General features: G+C 69.9%; 22 protein-coding genes. 16 read left to right on the top strand and 6 right to left on the bottom strand.

All coding sequences use genetic code 11. The annotated features are described in order from the left end of the window. Positions 1 to 140 precede the first annotated feature (140 nt). The 4 genes from QJS31_RS03420 to QJS31_RS03405 all read right to left on the bottom strand — a co-directional run bounded on the left by QJS31_RS03420 (position 141) and on the right by QJS31_RS03405 (position 3,970). The gene (locus QJS31_RS03420) at positions 141 to 1,127 is read right to left on the bottom strand and encodes a VOC family protein (protein ID WP_306355888.1); all 987 of its coding nucleotides are present in this window, start codon (positions 1,125 to 1,127) and stop codon (positions 141 to 143) included. A 29-nt stretch (positions 1,128 to 1,156) separates the two neighbouring features. Beyond that, positions 1,157 to 1,870 carry a TetR/AcrR family transcriptional regulator gene (locus QJS31_RS03415; RefSeq protein WP_282781188.1) on the bottom strand — a complete coding sequence of 238 codons (714 nt, stop codon included), beginning with the start codon at positions 1,868 to 1,870 and terminating at the stop codon, positions 1,157 to 1,159. Between the two features lie 102 nt (positions 1,871 to 1,972). Beyond that, positions 1,973 to 2,851 carry an alpha/beta fold hydrolase gene (locus tag QJS31_RS03410; RefSeq protein WP_282781189.1) on the bottom strand — a complete coding sequence of 293 codons (879 nt, stop codon included), beginning with the start codon at positions 2,849 to 2,851 and terminating at the stop codon, positions 1,973 to 1,975. 24 nt (positions 2,852 to 2,875) lie between these two features. Then, positions 2,876 to 3,970 carry a mechanosensitive ion channel family protein gene (locus tag QJS31_RS03405; RefSeq protein WP_282781190.1) on the bottom strand — a complete coding sequence of 365 codons (1,095 nt, stop codon included), beginning with the start codon at positions 3,968 to 3,970 and terminating at the stop codon, positions 2,876 to 2,878. A 412-nt stretch (positions 3,971 to 4,382) separates the two neighbouring features. Between QJS31_RS03405 and pyrR the strand changes: the two genes are divergently transcribed. The 15 genes from pyrR (at position 4,383) to QJS31_RS03330 (ending at position 21,313) form a co-directional block, all read left to right on the top strand. Next, positions 4,383 to 5,018, top strand: a complete 636-nt coding sequence (gene pyrR, locus QJS31_RS03400) for a bifunctional pyr operon transcriptional regulator/uracil phosphoribosyltransferase PyrR (RefSeq protein ID WP_029924413.1) — start codon at positions 4,383 to 4,385, stop codon at positions 5,016 to 5,018. After that, complete coding sequence (locus QJS31_RS03395; RefSeq protein WP_282781191.1) at positions 5,015 to 5,980, top strand: aspartate carbamoyltransferase catalytic subunit; 966 nt, start codon at positions 5,015 to 5,017, stop codon at positions 5,978 to 5,980. Before pyrR ends, QJS31_RS03395 begins: the two co-directional genes overlap by 4 nt. Then, a complete protein-coding gene (locus QJS31_RS03390; RefSeq protein WP_306355887.1) occupies positions 5,977 to 7,311 on the top strand; it encodes a dihydroorotase in 1,335 nt (444 codons plus the stop codon). Before QJS31_RS03395 ends, QJS31_RS03390 begins: the two co-directional genes overlap by 4 nt. Beyond that, entirely contained in the window at positions 7,311 to 7,811 is a 501-nt protein-coding gene (locus QJS31_RS03385; protein ID WP_282783091.1) for a transporter, read from the top strand. The genes QJS31_RS03390 and QJS31_RS03385 overlap by 1 nt, the downstream gene beginning before the upstream one ends. A gap of 71 nt (positions 7,812 to 7,882) precedes the next feature. Next, complete coding sequence (gene carA, locus QJS31_RS03380) at positions 7,883 to 9,019, top strand: glutamine-hydrolyzing carbamoyl-phosphate synthase small subunit (RefSeq protein WP_306355886.1); 1,137 nt, start codon at positions 7,883 to 7,885, stop codon at positions 9,017 to 9,019. Further along, positions 9,019 to 12,357: a carbamoyl-phosphate synthase large subunit gene (carB, locus tag QJS31_RS03375; RefSeq protein ID WP_282783087.1), complete on the top strand. Its 3,339-nt coding sequence runs from the start codon at positions 9,019 to 9,021 to the stop codon at positions 12,355 to 12,357. The genes carA and carB overlap by 1 nt, the downstream gene beginning before the upstream one ends. Before the next feature lie 4 nt (positions 12,358 to 12,361). Beyond that, positions 12,362 to 13,186, top strand: coding sequence for an orotidine-5'-phosphate decarboxylase (gene pyrF / locus QJS31_RS03370; RefSeq protein ID WP_029924426.1), 825 nt, complete (start codon positions 12,362 to 12,364; stop codon positions 13,184 to 13,186). Positions 13,187 to 13,258: 72 nt separating this feature from the next. Continuing rightward, a complete protein-coding gene (locus tag QJS31_RS03365; RefSeq protein ID WP_282783085.1) occupies positions 13,259 to 13,885 on the top strand; it encodes a LysE family translocator in 627 nt (208 codons plus the stop codon). A gap of 657 nt (positions 13,886 to 14,542) precedes the next feature. Then, positions 14,543 to 14,866, top strand: a complete 324-nt coding sequence (gene mihF, locus QJS31_RS03360; protein WP_029924430.1) for an integration host factor, actinobacterial type — start codon at positions 14,543 to 14,545, stop codon at positions 14,864 to 14,866. 7 nt (positions 14,867 to 14,873) lie between these two features. After that, the gene (gmk, locus tag QJS31_RS03355) at positions 14,874 to 15,485 is read left to right on the top strand and encodes a guanylate kinase (protein ID WP_143981505.1); all 612 of its coding nucleotides are present in this window, start codon (positions 14,874 to 14,876) and stop codon (positions 15,483 to 15,485) included. 89 nt (positions 15,486 to 15,574) lie between these two features. Next, positions 15,575 to 15,841: a DNA-directed RNA polymerase subunit omega gene (gene rpoZ, locus QJS31_RS03350; RefSeq protein ID WP_029924434.1), complete on the top strand. Its 267-nt coding sequence runs from the start codon at positions 15,575 to 15,577 to the stop codon at positions 15,839 to 15,841. 125 nt (positions 15,842 to 15,966) lie between these two features. Continuing rightward, the gene (gene coaBC / locus QJS31_RS03345) at positions 15,967 to 17,187 is read left to right on the top strand and encodes a bifunctional phosphopantothenoylcysteine decarboxylase/phosphopantothenate--cysteine ligase CoaBC (protein ID WP_282783080.1); all 1,221 of its coding nucleotides are present in this window, start codon (positions 15,967 to 15,969) and stop codon (positions 17,185 to 17,187) included. A gap of 213 nt (positions 17,188 to 17,400) precedes the next feature. Continuing rightward, positions 17,401 to 18,615: a methionine adenosyltransferase gene (gene metK, locus QJS31_RS03340; protein WP_282783078.1), complete on the top strand. Its 1,215-nt coding sequence runs from the start codon at positions 17,401 to 17,403 to the stop codon at positions 18,613 to 18,615. Positions 18,616 to 18,726: 111 nt separating this feature from the next. Next, on the top strand, positions 18,727 to 20,742 hold the full coding sequence (locus QJS31_RS03335; RefSeq protein WP_306355915.1) for a primosomal protein N': 2,016 nt from the start codon (positions 18,727 to 18,729) through the stop codon (positions 20,740 to 20,742). 79 nt (positions 20,743 to 20,821) lie between these two features. Beyond that, on the top strand, positions 20,822 to 21,313 hold the full coding sequence (locus QJS31_RS03330; RefSeq protein ID WP_282784997.1) for a pyridoxamine 5'-phosphate oxidase family protein: 492 nt from the start codon (positions 20,822 to 20,824) through the stop codon (positions 21,311 to 21,313). Positions 21,314 to 21,319: 6 nt separating this feature from the next. Here QJS31_RS03330 and QJS31_RS03325 read toward each other — a convergent pair whose 3' ends face one another. Further along, a complete protein-coding gene (locus QJS31_RS03325) occupies positions 21,320 to 21,724 on the bottom strand; it encodes a nuclear transport factor 2 family protein (protein WP_282784998.1) in 405 nt (134 codons plus the stop codon). 71 nt (positions 21,725 to 21,795) lie between these two features. On the opposite strand from QJS31_RS03325, the gene QJS31_RS03320 reads away from it, so the two are divergent. Beyond that, the gene (locus tag QJS31_RS03320; protein WP_282784999.1) at positions 21,796 to 22,908 is read left to right on the top strand and encodes a LysR family transcriptional regulator; all 1,113 of its coding nucleotides are present in this window, start codon (positions 21,796 to 21,798) and stop codon (positions 22,906 to 22,908) included. On the opposite strand, the gene QJS31_RS03315 is transcribed toward QJS31_RS03320, so the two are convergent. Continuing rightward, entirely contained in the window at positions 22,881 to 23,720 is an 840-nt protein-coding gene (locus tag QJS31_RS03315; protein ID WP_282785000.1) for an NAD(P)H-binding protein, read from the bottom strand. The genes QJS31_RS03320 and QJS31_RS03315 overlap by 28 nt on opposite strands. Positions 23,721 to 23,738: the final 18 nt, after the last annotated feature.

Here is a 23,738-nt window from a genome sequence, read left to right as displayed (position 1 = left end):
TCCACTGGAACCCGTTCGCGGTGCGCGACGACCTCGCACCGCCATTGCCGTGTTCCAGTGTGTGCCACGGAAAGTCGCCGCCACAGCGGCGTGGGTCATCGATGTGGAGACCTCGGACCCTTGCGCGCGGCCGCGGTCGATCAGGCGGTCGCGGTGGCTGCGCGGATCAGCACGGCCGCACCGCACGCGGCCGCGGCCGGGATGAAGAGCTCACCGGTGGCGGCGGTGCGCAGCGGGACGTCCCGGTCGCGCAGCAGCCGTTCCGCGGCGGCGAGGTCGGTCACCTCGATGGTGTAGGCGGACAGCGCCGGGGTCCTCGGCCGTTCACCCGGCAGTCGCGCCGCGACCGCGCGCGGTGTGGTGAGGGTGAGTCGATGCGTGCCGAGCGAGAAACCGTAGGAGGAGCTTTCGTGGTGCGCGGCGATACCGAGATAGCGTTCGTAACGTGCGGCGGTGGCGTCGAGCTCTTCGTCGTCGACGCAGAGGACGCATTCGACGAGGCCGACCGCGCCATTGGGATGGTCGAGCCCGGTCTGGGCGTCGAGGACGGTGGCCGGGACGTCCTCGGCGACGCCTACCCGGCCCTCGGGCAGGATGGCCGCCTTCGTCGCGGGGTCGTGGATTTCGAGGTAGGAGATCGGCTGGGGGCTGGTGCCCTCGGCGGTGGTGATCGGCCGCTGCGCCACGACGACACCTCCGTGTGCCACCCCTTCGGCCGCGATCCTGGCGGCGGTCTGCTCGGCGTCGGCGGTGGCGAAGATCAGAATGTGGGCTCCCTCGAAACGCTCCAGCCGTTCGGTGAGGCCCGCGACGGTATGCCGGATCGCCGCTCTGGTCGCGTCCAGCCGCTCCGCCGGGATGTGCAAGGGTACGAGTGTGGCGTCGGCGGGAATGCGAGCCCCGTCCGCGATCGTGACCGCGAGCAATTCGAGGAAGCCGCGGGCGAAGTCGGCATGGGTATTGCCCGCTCCGACGGGCTCCGGCACCGCGCCGGGGGTCGGCGGCAATGCCGGATAGGTCGGTGCGGCGATCCGGAAGCCGAAGCGGCGGAACGTGTCGATCGCGTCGCTCAGATCGTGCACGACGAGGCCGACGTGGTGCAGTCCGGTGATCTCACTGGTGAGCATGGGGCGGAACTCTCTCTCGGGCAGGTGATTCAGTCGGCGGCGGCGCCGTAGGCGATGCGGCGGAACTCGTTCCGAAGGCGTTCGAAGGCGTCGACGACCCGCGGTGCGGCGGCGGCGTAGCGTTCGGGGGCGGGCCGGTGGGCCGGTTCGAAGGATCGGCGGATGACGTCGGCGAGCTGATCCGCCCGATGGTCGAGGGTGAAGCGCGTGTCGCCGGACAGCAGTGGGGTGGCGGCGAAGAATCCGTAGGCGATGGCTTGCGCGCTGAAGTCGACGTCGACCGGATGCAGGCCGGGGCGCAGCAGCCGATGCTCACGCAGTACGGCCAGATGGTCGTGTGCGGCACGGAGTTTGGCCGCCGCCAGCCCGGTGCGGGCCGGATGGTCGGCGAGTGCGCCGAGCCGGGTGTGGTCGGTGACGAACAGGCTGTGCAGGATGGGTCGCCGCATGGCCTCGAGAAAGTGGCGACGCAGATAGCGATGCAGGGCCACCTCGATCGGATCCGCGCGCATCGCGGCGATGACGGTGGCGAGCATGGCGACCGCTTCGCGGGCGCCGACGGCGAGCATCAACTCCTCGCGGCTGGCCCAATGCAGGTAGACCGTCCCCTTGCCGACTCCGGCCCGCCTCGCGACCTCCTCGATGCGGAGGTCACGCGCAGCGGTCGTCAGCATCAGTTCGGTGGCGGCGTCCAGAATCGCGTCGGCACGCTCGTGGAGATCCACTCGCTGCGTTCGGGCCACGATCACCTCCGGGCATCGGTCGAACTCGTGACCAGAATGCTATCCCAGTCACGAGTTCCGTGTCGGGCGAATCGTGAGATGCCGATGCGCTGGGCTCGCGACTCAGTCGACGTCGACGTGTGCGCGGACGAAATCGACTACCGCGTCGGTGAATTCGTCGTTGGCGTCGGAGGCCGCGGTGTGGGCGGCGGTGCCGATCTCGGTGTAGTCGGCGTGCGGGACCAATGCGCGGAAGGCGGCCACCCCCTCCTCGCTCACCACGTCGGAGAGCGCGCCGCGCACCAGCAGCACCGGGATCGTCAGGTCGCGGGCGGCGGATTCCAGTATCTCGCTGTGCAATTCGATGTCCTCACCCGCACCGCGGCGGGACATCATGGCCGGATCCCAGTGCCAGTACCAGCGCCCGTCCGCGCGCTGGCGCAGATTGCGCAGCAGCCCTTCGGGATTGCGCGGTCGGCGGCGATGGGGGAGATACTCGGCCACCGCGTCGGCGGCCTCCTCCAGGGTCGCGAAACCCTCGCGGTGACCGCCCAGGAAATCGAGTACGCGCTCCACGCCCGCGCGTTCGGGGCGCGGCACCACGTCGACGAGCACCAGGCCGGTGATGCGCTCCCGTTCCGGGTGCGCGGTGGCGAGCAGGCCGGTGAGCCCGCCCATGCTCGCGCCCACCACGAACGCGGGCTTGTCGAGTTGCGCCAGCACCGCCATCAGGTCGCCGACCATGGCGTCGCGTCGATAGTCGCCGTCGGCCGCCCAGTCGCTGTCGCCGTGCCCGCGGGCGTCGAGCAGTACCGCGTGCAGTCCGGCCTTGGCCAGCGCGAGTCCGGAGTCCTTCCAGGAATGCCGCGTCTGGCCGCCGCCGTGCAGGAAGACGACGAGGGGCGCGTCGGCCGGGCCCCAGCTGTCACCGGCGATATCGATGCCGCCGTAGCCGCGGAAGGTCATGCGGGTCGGTTCGGTGTGGTCAGCTTCGTTGCTCACCCCACGAGCATCGCACACCGGGGTTTACGGTGTACGAAGAGCGGTCTCGAGTGGTGCCGGATCGACGAGCGGTACCGTGCGCGGCTCGGTGATCGGGGCGGTGTGGAGTACGCGAATGGGGTAGGGGATGACGATGCCTTCCATCCGGAAGCGTCGATGCAGCGCTTTGATGAACTCACTGACGAGCAGGTATTGATCCTCGTACTGCCGGGTGCGCAGCACCGCCCGGAAGCCGATCCCCGAATCGCCGAAGGTGTGGAATCGCACCCGCGGTTCGGCATCGGGCACGCCCACGTCGAGTTCGCACATCACCTTCCGCGCCACCTCCAGGGTTACCCGCTCCACCTGGTCCAGGTCGCTGTCATAACTGGTGCTGACCTCGACGGTGATCGACATGTCCTGGGCGGGATGGTTGAAGTTGGTGAGGATGGCGTCGGCGAACTTGCGGTTCGGCACGATGACGACATTGCCCGGAATCTCGCGAATGCTGGTGGTGCGCCAGTTGACATCGGTGATCCAGCCGACCTCGCCGGTGTCGAGTCGGACGAAGTCGCCCGGCTGGACCGTGCGCGAGGCGAGTATGTGCACCCCGGCGAACAGATTGGCGAGCGTGCCCTCGAGGGCGAGGGCGATGGCCAACGCGCCGACGCCGAGCGCTCCCAGCAGCGGTGTCACGCGGATGCCCACGCTGTCCAGGGTGATCAGTGCGCCGACGACATAGATCATGACGCGCGTGATGGTGGCGAACAGGCTCACCGATCCGGCGATACCGCTGATGCGGCGGATCACGGAGGTGACGACGTCGGCGGCCAGCCGCGCGATCGCGAAGGTGACCGCGACCACCAGGGCGCCCTTGAGGACCCGGTGGATGATCTCGGTCGGGAAGGGGATGCCCGGCAGGTCGAGTGCGAGTGCGAGGGCCACCAGCGCACACACCGGCACCGCCAGATCGTGTCCCAGCCCGAGCACGAGTCGGCGTGCGGTCTGGCTGTCCGGTGCGGTGGAGGCGACGAGGGTCTTGGCGGCGATGCGATCGACGACGCGGCGCAGTGCGATACCGATCAGCGGTCCGGCGATGATGAGGGCAAGACCCAAGATCCAAGCCACGGGTTCGCTCATTTGAGATTCCTTCCAGCATCCGGTGATGACGGCGGACCTCTGCAAAGACCAAACGGTCTGATCATAGTCCGATGCCGCCGCCGCGAACCCGTATCCGAGTCGGAGTTCTGGCGGGGTGGACTTGATGCGCATATTGGAATTGAAATATGCGCATCAAGATATGTATGTCGCACCATTCGTGCCGCACCGGCACGTGAACCTGGCCACAGTCGCCAACCGGCCCGTAACCGGGCACCTGCTGTCCGGACCGGCGCTTCTGTGATCCCCGCTGGTCGTCGCCGTATTGCCGCACCGGCTGCCACAGGGTTGCCGAGGGGGTGCGGCGGATTCGGCGGCGCGCGGCGCTGTTAGGCTCTTGCCCCGAAAGACATCCTTTAACGGACCGTCCAGTGAGGCGGGGAAGGAGGTCGGCATGGCCGTGCCCGAAGACCGGGCCGCCAAGTCGAGCGCTGCCGAGCATTCCCAGCGGCACGATCCCGAGCGGATTCAGACCGGGCGTGAACTGCTGTCGGATTCGGATGTCGGCCGCACCATCGCGCGCATGGCGCATCAGATCATCGAGAAGACCGCGCTCGATTCCGCCGACCCCGCCGCCGCGCGCGTCGTGTTGATCGGAATTCCCACGCGCGGAACGACTCTCGCCAATCGACTGGCACTCAAGATCGAGGAGTTCGCCGGGGTGCGCCCCGCGCTCGGCTCGCTCGACATCACCCTCTACCGCGACGATCTGCGCAGTCGCCCGCACCGTCCGCTGGAACGCACCTCGGTGCCCGAGGGTGGTATCGAGGACGCGCTGGTCGTGCTGGTCGACGATGTGTTGTTCTCGGGCCGGACCGTGCGCTCGGCCCTGGACGGGCTGCGCGACCTGGGCCGTCCGCGGGCCGTGCAGCTCGCGGTGCTCATCGATCGCGGCCATCGGGAACTGCCCATTCGCGCCGACTACGTCGGCAAGAACGTGCCCACCGCGCGCACCGAGGACATCTCGGTGCTGCTGCGCGAACACGACGGCCGCGACGGTGTGTACCTGGCCCAGGAGGGTGACAAGTGAGGCATCTGCTGTCGGTCACCGACCTGGACCGCGCGACCGCCACCGGTTTGCTGGACGAGGCCGAGCGGTTCGAGCAGGCGCTGCTGGGCCGCGAGGTCAAGAAGCTGCCCACGCTGCGCGGTCGCACGGTCATGACGGTGTTCTTCGAGAACTCCACCCGCACCCGCGTCTCCTTCGAGGTGGCGGGCAAGTGGATGAGCGCCGACGTGATCAATGTGAGCGCGTCGAGTTCCTCGGTCTCCAAGGGTGAGTCGCTGCGCGATACCGCGCTGACCCTGCACGCGGCGGGCGCGGACGCGCTCATCGTCCGGCATCCGGCCTCGGGCGCGGCGCATCAGATCGCCCGCTGGTTCACCGAGATGCAGGACGCCGCGAGCGGTTACAGCGGTCCCGGCCCGGCGATCATCAATGCCGGTGACGGCATGCACGAGCACCCCACCCAGGCCCTGCTCGATGCGCTGACACTGCGGCAGCGGCTCGGTGACCTGGCGGGCAAGCGGGTCGTCATCGTGGGCGACATCCTGCACAGCCGGGTGGCGCGCTCGAACGCCTTCCTGCTCGATACGCTCGGCGCGGAGGTGGTGCTGGTCGCGCCGCGCACCCTGCTGCCGGTGGGCGTGGAGGCGTGGCCGGTGCGGATCTCGCACTCGCTCGACGCCGAACTGCCGGGCGCGGACGCGGTCATGATGCTGCGGGTGCAGGCCGAGCGGATGAACGGCGGCTTCTTCCCGTCGGCCCGCGAATACTCGATCAACTACGGGCTCAACCAGCGGCGGCTGGACATGCTCGACGAGCACGCGGTGGTGCTGCACCCCGGGCCGATGCTGCGCGGCATGGAGATCGCCGCGTCGGTCGCAGATTCCCCGAAAGCCGCTGTGCTGCAACAGGTCAACAACGGAGTGCATATGCGGATGGCGGTGCTGTTCCGCCTGCTGGTCGGAACGGACGAGGTGGTGGCATGAACGGCGGCAACGTGCTGATCAAGAGCGTGCGGCTGTACGGCGAGGGCGAACCGGTGGACGTGTTGCTCGCCGACGGTGAGATCCGGCAGATCGGCACCGATCTGGGGATCACCGACGCCGAGATCGTCGACGGCACCGGGCAGTACCTGCTGCCCGGCTTCGTGGACCTGCACACGCATCTGCGCGAGCCGGGCCGCGAGGACACCGAGACCATCGAAACCGGTTCCGCCGCCGCGGCACTGGGCGGCTACACCGCGGTGTTCGCCATGGCGAACACCAGCCCGGTGGCCGACACCCAGGTCATCACCGACCACGTGTGGCGGCGCGGTCAGGAGGTCGGCCTGGTGGACGTGCATCCGGTGGGTGCGGTCACGGTCGGCCTGAAGGGTGAGCAGCTCGCCGAGATGGGCACCATGGCCGCCGGCGAGGCCAAGGTGCGCATGTTCTCCGACGACGGCCACTGCGTGTACGACCCGCTGATCATGCGCCGCGCCCTGGAGTACGCGAACTCCATGGGCGTACTCATTGCCCAGCACGCGGAGGAGCCGCGGCTCACCGAGGGCGCGGTGGCGCACGAGGGCCCGAACGCGGCCCGGCTGGGTCTGGCCGGCTGGCCGCGCGCCGCCGAGGAGTCCATCGTGGCCCGCGACGCGCTGCTGGCTCGCGATGCCGGTGCGCGCGTGCACATCTGCCACGCCTCCACCGCCGGAACCGTGGAACTGCTGAAATGGGCCAAGGCGCAGGGGATCTCGATCACCGCCGAGGTCACCCCGCACCACCTGCTGCTGGACGACTCGCGGCTGGAGACCTACGACGCGGTGAACCGGGTGAACCCGCCGCTGCGCGAGGTCTCCGATGTGGAGGCGCTGCGCCGGGCACTGGCCGACGGCGTCATCGACTGTGTCGCCACCGATCACGCCCCGCACGCCGAACAGGACAAGTGCTGCGAGTTCGCGGCCGCCCGCCCCGGCATGCTCGGCCTGGAGACGGCACTGTCCATCATCGTGGCGACCATGGTGCGCACCGGTCTGCTGGACTGGCGCGGCGTGGCCGCGGTGATGAGCGAGAACCCGGCCCGCATCGCGGGCCTGGCGGATCAGGGTCGGCCGATCGAGGTGGGTGAACCGGCCAATCTGGTGCTGGTCGATCCGGAGACGTCGTGGACGGTGCGGGCGAAGGATCTCGCCAGCATCTCCGACAACACGCCGTTCGAGGCGATGACGCTGCCCGGGTCGGTGACCGCCACCTTCCTGCGCGGCCGCAATACCGCGCGCGATGCGGCACGGATCGCCGGGGGAGCCCGGCGGGCGGGGAACCGAGGAGGACCGTGATGGAGCGAACGCTGTGGGTGGTCGGATGCCTGGCGGTGTTCCTGCTCGGCCTGTGGCTGATGTACCGGGCGTGGACGGGCCGGGCCCGACGCCAGGCCGGTGCGATCGGCGACCTCCCGACGGTGCCCGCCGATTGCGGCGCGCAACTGCTGGAGCCGACCACGGGCCTGTACCTGGGCAGCACCCTGGCCCCCAGCTGGATTCAGCGGATCACGGTGGGTGATCTGGGTTTCCGCGCCACCGCGGAGATGACCCGCTTCGAGCGCGGCATCCTGCTGGAGCGCGACGGCAACGCGCCGATCTGGATTCCGGCGGAGTCCATCACCGCGGTGCGCGCCGAACGGGGCCATGCGGGCAAGGTGATGACCGAAGATGGTGTGCTGGTCATTCGCTGGACGCTGCCGACCGGAACCGAGGTGGATACCGGATTCCGGGGTGACGACAAGACGGTGTACCCGGCGTGGACGACGGCGGGTGCGATGAACGGAGACACGGCATGAACGGTCAGGGACCGGAGGCGGCAGCCTGCGTAACCACGGAGGTCCCCCGTGCAGGCCGGAAAGGACACGGCATGAGCGGCGTAAGGGTTGGGTTCGGGGCAGACACTGCCGTAATGGTGCTGGAGGACGGCCGGGTTTTCCGGGGCTCGACCTTCGGTGCCGTGGGACAAACGTTGGGTGAGGCGGTGTTCTGCACCGCCATGACGGGGTACCAGGAGACGCTCACCGACCCCAGCTACGACCGCCAGATCGTGGTGGCCACCGCGCCCCAGATCGGCAATACCGGCTGGAACGACGAGGACGACGAGTCCGCGAAGATCTGGGTGGCGGGCTACGCGGTGCGTGACCCCGCGCGCCGCGCCTCCAACTGGCGCGCCAACCGCACCCTGGCCGACGAGCTGGAGAACCAGAACATCGTCGGCATCGCGGGGATCGACACCCGCGCCCTGGTGCGCCACCTGCGCACCCGCGGCTCCATGAAGGCGGGCATCTTCTCCGGCGACTCCCTCGCCGATTACGAGGAGCTGGTGGATCGCGTCACCGGCCAGCCGTCCATGCTGGGCGCGGACCTGGCGGGCGAGGTGTCCACCGACGAGATGTACACCATCGAGCCGGTCGGCGAGCACCGCTTCACGGTGGTGGCGGTGGATCTGGGCATCAAGTCCAACACGCCGCGCATGTTCGCCCAGCGCGGGATGCGGGTGCACGTGGTGCCGTCGAAGGTCACCCTGGACCAGATCAAGGAGCTGAACCCGAACGGGGTGTTCCTGTCCAACGGTCCGGGCGATCCGGCCACCCAGGACGACGCCGTCGCGCTCACCCAGGGGGTGCTGGGCGAGGGCCTGCCGCTGTTCGGCATCTGCTTCGGCAACCAGATCCTGGGCCGGGCGCTGGGCCGCACGACCTACAAGATGAAGTTCGGCCACCGCGGCATCAATATCCCGGTCGTCGAACACCACTCGGGCCGGATCTCGATCACCGCGCAGAACCACGGCTTCGCCCTGGAGGGTGAGCGCGGCGAGGTCTTCGACACCCCGTTCGGCAAGGCCGAGATCGACCACGTGTGCGCCAACGACGGCACCGTCGAGGGTCTGCGCCTCGTGGACGGCAAGGCGTTCTCCGTCCAGTACCACCCGGAAGCGGCCGCCGGACCCCATGACGCCGCCTACCTGTTCGACCGCTTCGCAACGCTGATGGAAGGAGCCTGATGCCTCGCCGCACCGATCTCAACCACATCCTGGTGATCGGCTCGGGCCCGATCGTCATCGGCCAGGCTTGCGAGTTCGACTACTCCGGCACCCAGGCGTGCCGGGTGCTGCGGTCCGAGGGGCTGCGGGTGTCGCTGGTGAACTCCAACCCGGCGACCATCATGACCGATCCGGAGTTCGCCGACTCCACCTACGTGGAGCCGATCACCCCGGAGTTCGTCGAGAAGGTCATCGCCAAGGAACGCCCCGACGCGATCCTGGCGACGCTGGGCGGTCAGACCGCGCTGAACACCGCGGTCGCCCTGCACGAGAACGGCGTGCTGGAGAAGTACAACGTCGAGCTCATCGGCGCGGACTTCGACGCCATCCAGCGCGGTGAGGACCGGCAGAAGTTCAAGGACATCGTCGCCAAGGTGGGCGGCGAGTCGGCTCGCTCCAAGGTCTGCTACACCATGGACGAGGTGCGCGACACCGTTGCGGAACTGGGTTTCCCGGTGGTGGTGCGGCCGTCGTTCACCATGGGCGGGCTGGGTTCGGGCATGGCCTACAACGATGAGGATCTCGACCGCATCGCCGGTGGCGGCCTGGCCGCCTCGCCGACCGCGAACGTGCTCATCGAGGAATCCATCCTGGGCTGGAAGGAATTCGAGCTCGAGCTCATGCGCGACGGCAAGGACAATGTCGTCATCGTCTGCTCCATCGAGAACGTGGATCCGATGGGCGTGCACACCGGTGACTCGATGACCGTCGCCCCGGCCATGACCCTGACCGACCGCGAATACCAGAAGATGCGCGATCTCGGCATCGCCATCCTGCGCGAGGTCGGCGTGGACACCGGCGGCTGCAATATCCAGTTCGCGGTGAACCCGGTCGACGGCCGCCTGATCGTCATCGAGATGAACCCACGCGTGTCGCGCTCGTCCGCACTGGCTTCCAAGGCAACGGGTTTCCCCATCGCCAAGATCGCCGCCAAGCTGGCCATCGGCTACACCCTCGACGAGATCGTCAACGACATCACCAAGGAGACCCCGGCCTGCTTCGAGCCCACGCTCGACTACGTGGTCGTCAAGGCTCCGCGCTTCGCCTTCGAGAAGTTCCCCGGCGCCGACCCCACGCTGACCACCACCATGAAGTCGGTCGGCGAGGCGATGTCGCTGGGCCGCAACTTCTCCGAGGCGCTGGGCAAGGTGCTGCGTTCGCTGGAGACCAAGGCCACCGGCTTCTGGACCCAGCCGGACGGCGAGTGGACCGATGTGCAGGCGGTTCTCGACGATCTGAAGGTGCCCACCGAGGGCCGCATCTACCAGGTGGAGCGGGCGCTGCGGTTGGGCGCGAGCGTCGAGGACGTGGCGGCCGCCTCGGGTGTCGACCCGTGGTTCGTGGCCGAGGTCGCCGGTCTGGTGGAGCTGCGCCGGGAGATCATCGACGCGCCCGTGCTGGACGAGCCGCTGCTGCGCCGCGCCAAGCACTACGGTCTGTCCGATCGCCAGATCGCTTCGCTGCGACCGGAACTCGCCGGTGAGAACGGGGTGCGCGAGCTGCGGCACCGGCTCGGCATCCGCCCGGTGTTCAAAACCGTCGACACCTGCGCGGCGGAGTTCGAGGCCAGGACGCCGTACCACTACTCGGCCTACGAACTCGATCCGGCCGCCGAGTCGGAGGTCGCGCCGCAGCGCGAACGCGACAAGGTGATCATCCTGGGTTCGGGTCCCAACCGCATCGGCCAGGGCATCGAATTCGACTACAGCTGCGTGCATGCCGCGCAGACGCTGTCGGAGGCCGGGTTCGAGACCGTCATGGTCAACTGCAACCCGGAGACCGTGTCCACCGACTACGACACCGCCGACCGGCTGTACTTCGAGCCGCTCACCTTCGAGGACGTGCTCGAGGTGTACCACGCGGAAACCGAGTCGGGCACGGTCGCGGGCGTCATCTGCCAGCTGGGCGGCCAGACTCCGCTGGGCCTGGCGCAGCGGCTGACCGACGCCGGGGTGCCGGTGGTCGGCACCTCCGCCGCCGCCATCGACCTGGCCGAGGACCGCGCCGAATTCGGTGACGTGCTGGTCGCGGCCGGGCTCCCGGCCCCGAAGTACGGCACCGCCACCACCTTCGAGCAGGCCAAGAAGATCGCCGCCGAGATCGGCTACCCGGTGCTGGTGCGGCCGTCCTACGTGCTGGGCGGTCGCGGTATGGAGATCGTCTACGACGAGCAGACGCTCGAGGGCTACATCTCCCGCGCCACCGATATCAGCCCGGATCGCCCGGTGCTCATCGACCGGTTCCTGGAGGACGCCATCGAGATCGACGTCGACGCCCTGTGCGACGGCGACGAGGTGTACCTGGGCGGCGTCATGGAGCACATCGAGGAGGCCGGTATCCACTCCGGCGACTCCGCGTGCGCCCTGCCGCCGATCACCCTGGGGCGCAGCGATATCGAGGCCGTGCGCCGCTCCACCGCCGCGCTGGCCAAGGGTATCGGCGTCAAGGGGCTGCTGAACGTGCAGTACGCGCTCAAGGACGATGTGCTCTACGTGCTCGAGGCCAATCCGCGCGCCAGCCGCACCGTGCCGTTCGTATCCAAGGCCACTGCGGTGTCGCTGGCCAAGGCCGCGGCGCGGATCGCGCTCGGGGCCAGCATCGCCGACCTGCGCAAGGAGGGCATCCTGCCGCCCGAGGGCGACGGCGGGCACGCGCCCTTCGACGCCCCGGTGGCGGTCAAGGAGGCGGTGCTGCCGTTCCACCGCTTCCGCCGCCCGGACGGCAGCGGTATCGACTCGCTGCTCTCGCCGGAGATGAAGTCCACCGGTGAGGTGATGGGCATCGACGCCGATTTCGGCACCGCCTTCGCCAAATCGCAGGCGGCGGCCTACGGTTCGCTGCCGACCGAGGGAACCGCGTTCGTCTCCATCGCCAACCGCGACAAGCGGGCCATGGTGTTCCCGGTGAAGCGCCTGCACGACTTGGGATTCCGCATCCTGGCCACCGACGGCACCGCGGAGATGCTGCGCCGCAACGGCATTCCGTGCGAGCGGGTGCGCAAGCACTCGGACCCGGAGCCCGTTCAGGGGCGTTCGGGCAGCGCGGACGCGACGCTCGCGCCCAGCATCGTGGACATGATCAAGGACGGGGACGTCGACATCGTCTTCAACACCCCGTACGGCAACAACGGTCCGCGCGTGGACGGCTACGAGATCCGCACCGCCGCGGTGGGCGCGAACATCCCGTGCATCACCACGGTGCAGGGTGCGGCGGCCGCGGTGCAGGGCATCGAGGCCACCATCAACGGCGGTATCGGCGTGCGGTCCCTGCAGGAACTCCACACCACCCTGCGGGGCTGACCCGATGACCACATTCGGGGTGCGGTTGCGGGAGGCGATGCGTGCGCACGGTCCGCTGTGCGTGGGCATCGACCCGCATCCACCGCTGCTGCGGGCCTGGGGGCTGAGTGAGGACGTGACCGGGCTCAAGGCGTTCACCGACGCCTGCGTGGAAGCCTTCGCCGGTCGCGTCGCCCTGGTCAAACCCCAGGTGGCCTTCTTCGAGGCGTACGGCTCCGGCGGCATCATGGTGCTGGAGGAGGCCATCGGCGAGCTGCGGGAGGCGGGCACGCTGGTGCTCGCCGACGCCAAGCGCGGCGATATCGGTTCCACCATGGACGCCTACGCCCACGCCTGGCTGGGCGACGGTCCGCTCGGCAGTGACGCGGTGACCGTCTCGCCGTATCTCGGATTCGGTTCGCTCGCACCGGCACTGGAGTTGGCGCGCGCCAACGACCGGGGTGTGTTCGTGCTGGCGGCGACCTCCAATCCGGAAGCGGCCGAGCTGCAACGCATCACCGGCCCGGACGGCCGCAGCATCGCCCAGCGCATGGTCGACGACGCCGCCGCCCACAATGCCGGGGCCGAGTTCGGTTCCGTGGGTGTGGTGGTCGGCGCGACCCTCACCGAGGCACCCGACCTGAGCGCGCTCAACGGCCCGATTCTCATGCCGGGTGTGGGCGCGCAGGGCGGGGGAGCGGACTCCATCCGGAAACTGGTGCGCGACAGCGATCTCGGTGCGGTGGTGCCGAACGTCTCGCGTGAGGTGCTGAAGGCCGGTCCGTCGGTGGGCGCGCTGCAGGTGCGCGTGCATCGGCTCACCGACGAATTCGAGTTCCTGCGAGACTGATTCGACCGGGTGAACCTGTGCTGTTCGACACCGCTGTTCGACACCGCGCCCGCCGCGTACGCTGAGCCGGTGATGTCGACGGCACAGGTTCTCGCACTCGCCGGAGTGATTCTGCTCGGATCCATGACACCCGGCCCCGATTTCGTCATCGTCGTGCGCAACAGCGCCGTCTCGGGTCGCCGCGCCGGAATCGCCAGCGCGGCGGGTATCGCCGCGGGCGTCTTCGCGTGGTCGCTGATCACGGCCGTCGGCATCGCCGGACTGCTGGCCGCCTCGGCCGTGGCCTACACCGCGGTGAAGCTGGTCGGCGCGGCCTACCTCGCCTACCTCGGGGTGCGCGCCCTGCTGGCGGCGCGGCGCGGGGACTACGAACTCGACGCCGAGGCGGGACCGCGGCGGCACGGCCTGCGCATGGCCTTCCGGCAGGGTCTGCTGAACAATCTGCTCAACCCCAAGGCCGCGGTGTTCTTCATCGCCCTGGTGCCGCAGTTCCTGCCCGCCGATCCGTCGGCGCTGAGCACCCTCGAGCTGGCCCTGGTCTGCACGGTCGTGAACCTGACCTGGTTCGTGACCCTGGCCGTGGCCATCGGCGCGTTGCGTCACGTCTTCACCCGCCAGCGGGTGCGGCGGGCCATCGATGCGGCCATGGGCACGCTCATGGTGGCGCTCGGCCTCCGGATCGCCGTGCAGAGCAGCTGACCGCTGTCGCCGCGCGTCCGATCGGGGCGCGAGAGCAGCTGACCGCTGTATCGCGCGTCCGATCGGTGGCGCGCACGTGTGTGACCAGCCGAGATCGGTCCGATATGTCCGGTTTCGCTGTGAGCGAAACGGAGCCGGCCAGGTGGCCCTCAGTGCCGTTCTGGCGCACGGTCGCGCCCGTGTCGCACCCGAGAACTACACCGATGTGTTTTCGCCCCTCTGCGGCCCTTTCAGGCCGTGTTCAGCGGGGTTCGAGCGGACTCGGGACCGGGCGGCGGACGCCTCGCGGTGGTAGCGTGTGATGCGCGACACGCGGTGCGGTTTTTGCGCGACACGCCGAGAAATCCGAGAAAATTCCAGGTCGCGTGATCACAGCTCGGTTACGAGGTGACCCGGCGGTAGGGTCTGTCCCCGGCTCACCTGGTGAAAGCGTGAAAACGCCCTGGCTGCAACGGGGTTCGCGATTCTGTGGTTAGTATCGTCGCAGCCGGGCGGAGTCACCCCTCGCGGATGCCCGCTCGGCGCGGCCGTGCCCGGAATCACGCGCTGACCTGGGGGGCGGGTTCGCAATCGCCAGGCGACGTGGGTACGGTCGCTGAGACCGCCGGGGTTCTCCCCGGCGGGAGTAGATGCAATGAACGATGAGACGGAGGAACCGTGGCCCTTCCCCAGCTGACTGACGAGCAGCGCGCCGCTGCTTTGGAGAAGGCGGCTGCCGCTCGCCGCGCTCGGGCGGAGCTCAAGGAGCGCTTGAAGCGTGGCGGCACCGACCTGAAGACGGTCCTTCAGGACGCCGAGAAGGACGAAGTGCTCGGCAAGATGAAGGTTTCGGCTCTGCTGGAAGCCCTGCCGAAGGTGGGCAAGGTCAAGGCTGCTGAGATCATGAGCGAACTGGAGATCGCTCCGACCCGCCGCCTGCGTGGTCTGGGCGACCGGCAGCGCAAGGCGCTGCTGGCCCGGTTCGACTTCAGCGCCGAATAATCCGAGGGTGGTCGAACACACTCGGAAGGGTCGGCTGGTAGTCCTGGTCGGCCCCTCGGCCGTAGGAAAGTCAACCGTCGTGCGCTGTGTGCGCGAACGGTTGCCGGAACTGGTGTTCAGTGTGTCGGCCACCACCCGGGCTCCCCGGCCCGGTGAGGTCGACGGTCGTGACTATCGCTTCGTCACCAGGGAACAGTTCGACGCCATGATCGCGGCGGACGAACTCCTGGAATGGGCCGATATCCACGGCGGGTTGCAGCGGTCGGGCACCCCGGCCGCGCCGGTGCGGGAGGCCCTGGCGGCCGGTCGCTCGGTACTGCTCGAAGTCGATCTCGAAGGGGCGCGCTCGGTCCGCCGGGCGATGCCGGAGGCCCTGCTGGTCTTCCTGGCACCGCCCAGCTGGGACGAGCTGGTATCCCGGCTCACCTCCCGGGGTACCGAATCGCCCGAGGTGATCGAGCGGCGCCTGCAGACCGCGAAAACCGAATTGGCGGCCTGTGACGAGTTCGACATCGTCATAGTGAACGACGAGGTGACCGCCGCCTGTGAGCGGTTGGTATCGTTGTTCGTTAGCACAAATTCGAGGTCTGCCTCGAAGCACGGCTCGTCGGCCCCCTGAAGTCCGCCCGCGGACCTCGCGGCCGACCGGGCCGGACGCCCACCCCGTTGACCATCAACCCCGCAGGAGCCTCCCCAGTGAGTACGGACATGAAGGCCGCCCCCGCCTACGACACTCCGGTCGGCCTGACCAACCCGCCGATCGACGAGCTGCTGGAGCGCACCTCGTCCAAGTACGCGCTGGTCATCTACGCGGCCAAGCGGGCGCGGCAGATCAACGACTACTACAACCAGCTCGGCGACGGCATTCTCGAGTACGTCGGCCCGCTGGTCGAGCCGGGTCTGCAGGAGAAGCCGCTCTCGGTGGCCATGCGTGAGATCCACGCCGATCTGCTCGAGCACTCCGAAGGCGAGTAGGCCGAGCCATTCGGATACACGCCGAGCATGCGGAACGCCCGGCGTGACAACCAACGACGGCGCTGGAGGCACACGGTGACCACTCCCATCACGCCCGCGAGCGTGCCAACCGTCCGGGGCGCGCGGTGACCCGGATCGTCGTCGGCGTCGGCGGCGGCATCGCCGCCTACAAGAGTTGCGCCCTCGTGCGCCGGTTCACCGAGACCGGCCACGAGGTTCGCGTCATTCCCACGCGGTCGGCGCTCGAGTTCGTCGGCAAGGCCACCTTCGAGGCGCTGTCCGGCAATCCGGTCAACACCGGTGTGTTCGCCGATGTGCCCGAGGTGCCGCACGTACGGCTCGGCCAGGAGGCCGACCTCGTCGTCATCGCGCCCGCCACCGCCGACCTCATGGCGCGGGCCGCGCAGGGGCGCGCCGACGACCTGCTCACCGCCACGCTGCTGACCGCCCGATGTCCCGTGCTGTTCGCCCCGGCCATGCACACCGAGATGTGGGAGCATCCGGCCACCCAGGAGAACGTCGCCACGCTGCGCCGCCACGGGGCCATCGTGATGGAACCCGCGCACGGCCGCCTCACCGGCGCCGACACGGGTGCGGGCCGCCTGCCCGAACCCGAGGAGATCTTCGCGCTCGCCTCGCTGCTGCGGGAGCGCGCCGACGCGATTCCGCGTGATCTCGAGGGCCGCCGGATCGTGGTGACCGCCGGTGGCACCCGGGAACCCCTGGATCCGGTGCGCTTCCTGGGCAACCGCAGCTCCGGCAAACAGGGCTACGCGCTGGCCCGGGTGGCCGCGCAGCGCGGGGCGCAGGTGACGCTCATCGCGGGTAACACCATCGGCATGGCGGCTCCGGCCGCGGTCGAGGTCGTCGACATCACCACCGCCGAACAGCTGAAGACCGCGGTCGACAAGCACGCCCTCGGCGCGGACGCGGTGATCATGGCGGCCGCGGTGGCCGACTTCCGGCCGGTGAACGTGGCCGCGGCGAAAATCAAAAAGGGTGCGGGAGAACCGAATTCGATCGAACTCGCCAAGACTCCCGATATCCTGGCGGGGCTGGTGCAAGCCCGTCGGGACGGGCAGCTGCCGGGTACCGCGATCGTCGGTTTCGCCGCCGAGACCGGGGACGAGCACGGCGATGTGCTCACCCATGCCCGCGCCAAACTGGCCCGCAAGGGCTGCGACCTGCTGGTGGTGAACGCCGTCGGCGAGGGCAAGGCGTTCGAGGTGGACCACAACGACGGCTGGCTGCTCGGTGCCGACGGTACCGAGATCGCTTTGGATCACGGGTCCAAGGCGCTGCTCGCCAGCCGCGTGTTGGACGCGCTCGGCCCGCTGCTGCGCTGATCGCGATCGCCACGCCGACGCAACGTACCAATCGGGCGGCAAACTGTCTGGGTCGGTATTGTTTCGTCACCTGGGCGCGGCATCCCGGCCACCCGGTCGTGGCCCACGCGCCCGCAGCTTTGGAATAACCTACAGACACAGGGTTGTGCAGGCGGGGGAGCCCGCTACTGTCGCAAGCCGAACGAGAAACCCGTTGAGGGAGAGGGAAGAACTGTGCGCACGTCTGGCAGCCGCCTATTCACCAGTGAGTCCGTGACCGAGGGTCATCCGGACAAGATCTGTGACGCCATCAGCGATTCCATCCTCGACGCGTTGCTCGCGGCCGATCCGCGCAGCCGGGTCGCGGTGGAGACCATGGTGACCACCGGTCAGGTGCACGTGGCCGGTGAGGTCACCACCTCGGCCTACGCCGACATCCCGACCATCGTCCGCGAGAAGGTCCTGGAGATCGGATACGACTCCTCGGCAAAGGGATTCGACGGCGCGTCCTGCGGCGTGAACGTCGCCATCGGCGCGCAGTCGCCGGATATCGCCCAGGGCGTGGACACCTCGCACGAGGCCCGCGTCGGCGGCGAGGACGACGCCATCGCGCGTCAGGGCGCGGGCGACCAGGGCCTGATGTTCGGCTACGCCACCCGGGAGACCCCGGAGCTGATGCCGCTGCCGATCTCCTTGGCGCACAAGCTGTCCCGGCGTCTCACCGAGGTGCGCAAGTCCGGCGTGCTGCCGTACCTGCGTCCCGACGGCAAGACCCAGGTCACCATCGAGTACGACGGCGACACCCCGGTCCGGCTGGACACCGTGGTCATCTCCACCCAGCACGCCGCCGATATCGACCTCGACAACCTGCTCGCTCCCGATATCCGTGAGAAGGTCGTGGACGCGGTGCTGGGCGACCTGGAACTGCCGAACCCCCTCGATACCTCCGACGTGCGACTGCTGGTCAACCCGACCGGAAAGTTCGTCCTCGGCGGCCCCATGGGCGACGCGGGCCTGACCGGTCGCAAGATCATCGTCGACACCTACGGCGGTATGGCCCGCCACGGCGGCGGCGCCTTCTCCGGCAAGGACCCGTCGAAGGTCGACCGCTCCGCCGCCTACGCCATGCGCTGGGTCGCCAAGAACGTCGTCGCGGCCGGCCTGTCCGAGCGCGTCGAGGTGCAGGTCGCCTACGCCATCGGCAAGGCCGCCCCGGTGGGCCTGTTCGTGGAGACCTTCGGCACCGAGCAGATCGACCCCGCCAAGATCTCCGCCGCCATCGCCGAGGTCTTCGACCTGCGTCCCGGCGCGATCATCCGCGATCTGGACCTGCTGCGCCCGATCTACGCGCCGACCGCCGCCTACGGCCACTTCGGCCGTACCGATGTCGATCTGCCGTGGGAGCGCACCGATCGCGCGGAGAAACTGCGCGCGGCCGCCGGACTGTAATTGGCCGACACCGACGCGACGGCGGGAGCGCCGGGCCCGGAGGACGCGACGCGCACCTCGCAGGGCTCCGCTCCCGCCGTCGCCGGTTCGGTGGAGCACCCCATCGCGCGGGTGCTTCCACTGCTGGAACCGGTGCATCTCGACCGGGACTTCGACTACCGGGTCCCGCCCGAGATGGATGCGCTCGCCCAGCCCGGCGTGCGCGTGCGGGTGCGCTTCTCCGGCCGCCTGATCGACGGGTTCGTGCTGGAACGGCTGGCACGCAGTGAGCACACCGGCAAGATCGTCACCCTGGACCGGGTGGTGTCGGGGGAGCGGGTGCTGACACCCGAGATCCTGCGCCTGGTCGAGGCCGTGGCCGCGCGCTACGCGGGCACCCGCGCCGACGTGCTGCGGCTGGCCATTCCGCCGCGGCACGCGCGCACGGAGGCCGAGGAACCCAAACCCGTTGAGCTGCCGGAGATTCCGGATTCGTTCCCGGAGTGGGAGCGCTACGCGCACGCCGGCAGCTTCCTCGCCGCCCTGCGTGCGGGGCGCGGTCCGCGCGCCGCCTGGCAGGCGCTGCCGGGGGAGGACTGGGCGCGTCGGCTGGCCGAACTCGCCGCCGTGGTGGTGGCCGGGGGCCGCAGCGCCGTCCTGCTCGTCCCCGACCAGCGCGATCTCGACCGGGTGCTCACCGCATGCACCGCGCTGGTCGGCGATGCCGCGGTCGGGCTGGCCGCCGGTCTCGGCCCCACCGCCCGCTACCGGCGCTGGCTGGGCGCGCTGCGCGGCAGCGCGCGGGTGGTGGTCGGCACCCGCAGCACCGTTTTCGCCCCGGCCCGGGAGCTGGGGCTCATCGCCATCTGGGACGACGGCGACGACACCTACGCCGAACCGCGCGCGCCGTATCCACATGCCCGCGAGGTGGCCATGCTGCGTGCGCACGAGACCGGCGCGGCCTTCCTGGCCGGTGGCTTCGCCCGCACCGCCGAGATCCAGGCCGTGGTCGAATCCGGGTGGGCGCACGACCTGCTGGCGGAGCGGTCGACGGTGCGCCAGGCCATGCCGCGCATCAGCGCGCCCGGCGACACCGACGCGGCCATGGAACGCGATCCCATCGCCCGCGCCGTCCGTATTCCCGCGACCGCCTTCGCCGCCGCCCGGCGCGCGCTGGCCGCGGGCGATCCGGTACTGGTCCAGGTGCCGCGCCGGGGCTACATTCCGGCGCTGGCCTGTGCGAAATGCCGAACGCCCGCGCGCTGTCGGCACTGCAACGGCCCACTCGCCCTGCCCGACAGCGCATCCGGTGGTCGCGGACCGCGCACCGGTTCGCGGGAACTCGGTGTCGCGGCGGTGCGCACCGCCTCCGGTGAGACCGCGCACAGTCCGAGCTGCCGATGGTGCGGTATCACCGAGGCGGCGTTCCGGTGCGGCTCCTGCGGTTCCCGGGCACTGCGCGCGGTGGTGATCGGGGCGATGCGCACCGCCGAGGAACTGGGCCGTGCCTTTCCCGGCGTGTCGATCCGGGGATCGGGCGGGACATCGGTGCTGACCACCGTGCCGGAGGGGCCGCAGGTGGTGGTCTCGACCATCGGGGCCGAGCCGACCGTGCCCGGCGGCTACGGGGTGGCGCTGCTGCTCGACGGCTGGGCGCTGCTGGGCCGCGCGGATCTGCGGGCCGCCGAGGACGCGTTGCGCCGCTGGATGTCCGCCGCCGCACTGGTGCGGCCGGACGGTCAGGTGCTGGTCATGGCCGAACCGTCCATTCCCACCGTGCAGGCGCTGGTGCGCTGGGACCCGGTGGGGCACGCGCAGGTCGAGCTCTCCGGGCGCACCGAGGTGCGGTTCCCGCCCGCGGTGCGCTTCGTCGCCGTCGACGGCACCACCGACACCATCGCCGAACTGCTGGGCGATGCGCGGCTGCCCGCCGAGGTGGAGGTGCTGGGGCCGGTGCCGCTGCCCTTCGGTGCCCGCAAACCGTTCAGCGGGGACACTCCCGCCGAGGTGGAGCGGATGATCCTGCGGGTCGACCGGTCGCAGGGCGCGGCGCTGTCGCGGGCGCTGCTCGCCGCCCAGGCGGTGCGCAGCAGCCACCGCTCGGACGGACCGCTGCGTGTGCAGATCGACCCCGTCGACATCGGCTGAGCATCGCTCGAGCGTGCCGCCCGCGCATCGGGCAAGAACGGTCAAGCGTGGGCCGTAGCTGCGGATTTACGGTTGATCCATGACACCCTGGACCGAATTCGCCGCCGCCGCGCCCCGCATTGCGACCATCTTCCGGCGGCGTCACTCCGCGACCGGCAATCTCTGCATGCTCGCGACCCTGCGTTCGGACGGCTTCCCCCGCATCAGTCCGATGGAACCACTGTTCTTCGAGGACCGGCTCTGGTTGATCGGCATGCCGAACACCACCAAATTCCGTGACCTGCAACGCGATCCGCGCTTCAGCCTGCACACCGCCACGGTCGACACCATGGTCGGCGACGGGGACGCGAAGCTCTGGGGGACGGTGGAGAACATCCGGGACGAGGCCCTGCACGCACGCTTCGCCGAGCACCTGTTCCAGGACAGCGGTATGGATCTGCGCGGCGAGAAGTTCGATCCGTTCTTCGGAGCCGAGATCACCGGCGCGTCCGCGGTCGAACTGATCGACGGACAGCTGGAGATCGTGGTGTGGAAGCCGGGTGGGCAGGAGTACGCGGTCCGCAAGGAGTGAGCGGGCTCAGGGCCGCACCAGGGTCCGCTCCACCAGCGCGGTGTCGCAGTGCTCCACGATCTCGGTGATCAGCCCGTCGGACAGGCGCAGGATGAGGCAGTACGTCTGCTCGTAGGCGTCGCCGCGCACGGTGGTGCCGTGCCCGCGCGCCTGCACCACCACGCGATCGCCGTCGGCGAGTACGAGATCGGCCGTCATCCGATAGTCGGTGAACTGAGCCAGCAACGGCCGCAACAGCTCTCGCAGCACCACGGTCTTCGGTGACCAGGTACCCGACCACGACCAGCCGCCCGGGAAGGTCCAGGCGACGTCCTCGGCCATGGCCTCGGTCAACGCCCGGGTGTCGCCCGCCGCCATGCGTGCGAAGACGCGTTGCACGAGTTCGCGGTTGGTCTGCTGCTGCGCTGTCATACCGGCCACGCTAGGTCGGACCCGGCCATGCGACCAGCGGGGCTTTCGCATATCTGGTATCACCTTTCCGCATGGGTGAGTTCACCGTCGTCGGTCTGCGCGTGCTGCGGGAGGTGGCGCGCGGCGGTTCGTTCTCGGCCGCGGCGGATCGCCTGGGCTACACCCAGTCCGCGGTGTCGCGCCAGATCCAGCTGATGGAGCGCGCGGCGGGGCAGGCGCTGTTCGAGCGGCGGGCGCGCGGGGTGCGTCCCACCGAGGCGGGCCGCCTCGTCGCCCGGCATGCCGAGATCGTGCTCGGCGATCTGGACACCGCCCGGCAGGAACTGCTCGAACTCGAGGCCCGGCCGCGCGGTCGGCTGCGCGTCGGCGGCTTCGCCAGCGCCATGGCCGCGGTGGTGCCGCGGGCCATGGCCGAATTCGCCCGGCGGCATCCGCACATCACCCTGGTGCCGCGCGAGGGGACCAGTCCCGCGCTGCTCAACTCCGTCGCGCGCCGTCGTACGGATGTGGCGGTCGTCGCCGCACCGGCCACCGTTCCCGCGGAGCTGCGGATGGTGCCGCTGCTGGACGACCCGCTGTTCGTCGCCGTTCCCACGGCGCACCGGCTCGCGGGGCGCACCACGGTATCGGCCGCGATGCTGCGCGACGAGCGGTGGATCGTGGGCAGCCTCGAACCCGGAACTCCGCTGCTGGGCGCGTGGCTGGAGGGGACCGCGCCCGCGCACCGGTACGTGGTCAAGGACTGGTCGGCCAAGCTGGGCCTGGTCGCCGCCGGGCTCGGTGTCACGGTCGTTCCCGGCCTGGCCGTCACCGCCCTCCCGGCGGCGGTGACGGCCCTGCGCATCGATCACGAGGAGGCCGTACGGCCCACGGTGGCCGTGCTCCGGCGGGAATCGACTGTGGGCACGACGGAGCTGGCTTCCGGTACAGCGCAGGCGCCTCCGGGCACCGCGGCCTCGAGCGCCGCGGAGTCGGCCTCGAGCGCAGCGGAACCGCACTCGGGCGCAGTGGAGTTGGCGTTGGGCACAGAGAAGACGCCGTCGTCGGGCACCGCGGAACCGGCATCCGGCACCGTGAGATCGGTTTCGAGCAACGCCAAGTCAACTTCGGGCACAGCGGAATTCCTCGACGCGCTGCGCGCGGCCATCGCGGACGTTCAGCGGAAGGCCGCGACCGTGCGCTGAGCCCAGGCGGCGAACCGCCGGGGCGCACGCCCGAGCACGCGTTCGATATCGGGGCTGATGCGCTGTTCCGCGTCGGTGGGCGCACCCAGGATGGCGAGGGTCGTATCGGCCACATCCGGCGGCATGATCGCGAGCAACTCGGTCCGCGCCTGCGCGGGGGACTGGTCCAGGAAGCGCACCGGCTCCCCGAGTGCCTCGCTCAAGGCTCGGACCCGTTCGCGCGGTGACTCCGCGACCGGGCCGGTGAGCACGTAGATCTGCCCGTCGTGCCCGTCCTCGCGCAGGGCGGCCGCCGCGACCGCGGCGATGTCCTCCGGATCGACGAACGGGATGGCCACCTCGCCGAACGGTGCGCTGACCTCGCGTTCGGCCCGCACCCGCGCGGCCCAGGCCAGGGCGTTGGACTGGAACCCGCCGGGACGCAGGATGGTCCAGGACAGCCCCGAGGCCCGCACCGCGTCCTCGATCGCCTTGCCCAGCTGTCCGTGCGAGGGGGACTCCGGCCGGGTGGCCACCCCTTGCGAGGACTGGAGCACCACGCGCCGCACGCCCGCCGCGGCGGCGGCCGCGAGCAGACCCCGCACATCCGCGTGGAACGAGCCCGGTGCGAAGAGCAGGTAGAGCGCGTCGGCGCCCGCGAAGGCGGGGGCCAGGCTGTCGGTATCGGTGAGGTCCGCGGCCACGTGGCGCACACCCGCGGGCAGCTCCCCGGCCGCCGTGCGGGACACCGCCGTCACCTCCGCTCCCGCCGCCGCGAGCATGCGGACCAGTGGGCGTCCGACATTTCCGGTCGCACCGGTCACCACGATCATCGAAACTCCTAAGTAAGT

Origin of the sequence: Nocardia sp. CC213A, assembly GCF_030766805.1 — a bacterium.
In the GTDB taxonomy this organism is placed as follows: Bacteria; Actinomycetota; Actinomycetes; order Mycobacteriales; family Mycobacteriaceae; genus Nocardia; species Nocardia otitidiscaviarum.
Note: the sequence above shows the minus strand (reverse complement) of the source record. Positions and strands in the feature narration are given on the sequence as shown.

What these genes read in the sequence shown, in the direction of transcription:
- carB (WP_282783087.1), top strand. Translation starts at nt 9,019, where the DNA reads ATGCCTCGCCGCACCGATCTCAACCACATCCTGGTGATCGGCTCGGGC.
- QJS31_RS03330 (WP_282784997.1), top strand. Translation starts at nt 20,822, where the DNA reads ATGACACCCTGGACCGAATTCGCCGCCGCCGCGCCCCGCATTGCGACC.
- QJS31_RS03420 (WP_306355888.1), bottom strand. Translation starts at nt 1,127, where the DNA reads ATGCTCACCAGTGAGATCACCGGACTGCACCACGTCGGCCTCGTCGTG.
- QJS31_RS03390 (WP_306355887.1), top strand. Translation starts at nt 5,977, where the DNA reads ATGAACGGCGGCAACGTGCTGATCAAGAGCGTGCGGCTGTACGGCGAG.
- QJS31_RS03320 (WP_282784999.1), top strand. Translation starts at nt 21,796, where the DNA reads ATGGGTGAGTTCACCGTCGTCGGTCTGCGCGTGCTGCGGGAGGTGGCG.
- QJS31_RS03365 (WP_282783085.1), top strand. Translation starts at nt 13,259, where the DNA reads ATGTCGACGGCACAGGTTCTCGCACTCGCCGGAGTGATTCTGCTCGGA.
- QJS31_RS03385 (WP_282783091.1), top strand. Translation starts at nt 7,311, where the DNA reads ATGGAGCGAACGCTGTGGGTGGTCGGATGCCTGGCGGTGTTCCTGCTC.
- QJS31_RS03315 (WP_282785000.1), bottom strand. Translation starts at nt 23,720, where the DNA reads ATGATCGTGGTGACCGGTGCGACCGGAAATGTCGGACGCCCACTGGTC.
- rpoZ (WP_029924434.1), top strand. Translation starts at nt 15,575, where the DNA reads ATGAAGGCCGCCCCCGCCTACGACACTCCGGTCGGCCTGACCAACCCG.
- pyrF (WP_029924426.1), top strand. Translation starts at nt 12,362, where the DNA reads ATGACCACATTCGGGGTGCGGTTGCGGGAGGCGATGCGTGCGCACGGT.
- QJS31_RS03325 (WP_282784998.1), bottom strand. Translation starts at nt 21,724, where the DNA reads ATGACAGCGCAGCAGCAGACCAACCGCGAACTCGTGCAACGCGTCTTC.
- pyrR (WP_029924413.1), top strand. Translation starts at nt 4,383, where the DNA reads ATGGCCGTGCCCGAAGACCGGGCCGCCAAGTCGAGCGCTGCCGAGCAT.
- QJS31_RS03405 (WP_282781190.1), bottom strand. Translation starts at nt 3,970, where the DNA reads ATGAGCGAACCCGTGGCTTGGATCTTGGGTCTTGCCCTCATCATCGCC.
- carA (WP_306355886.1), top strand. Translation starts at nt 7,883, where the DNA reads ATGAGCGGCGTAAGGGTTGGGTTCGGGGCAGACACTGCCGTAATGGTG.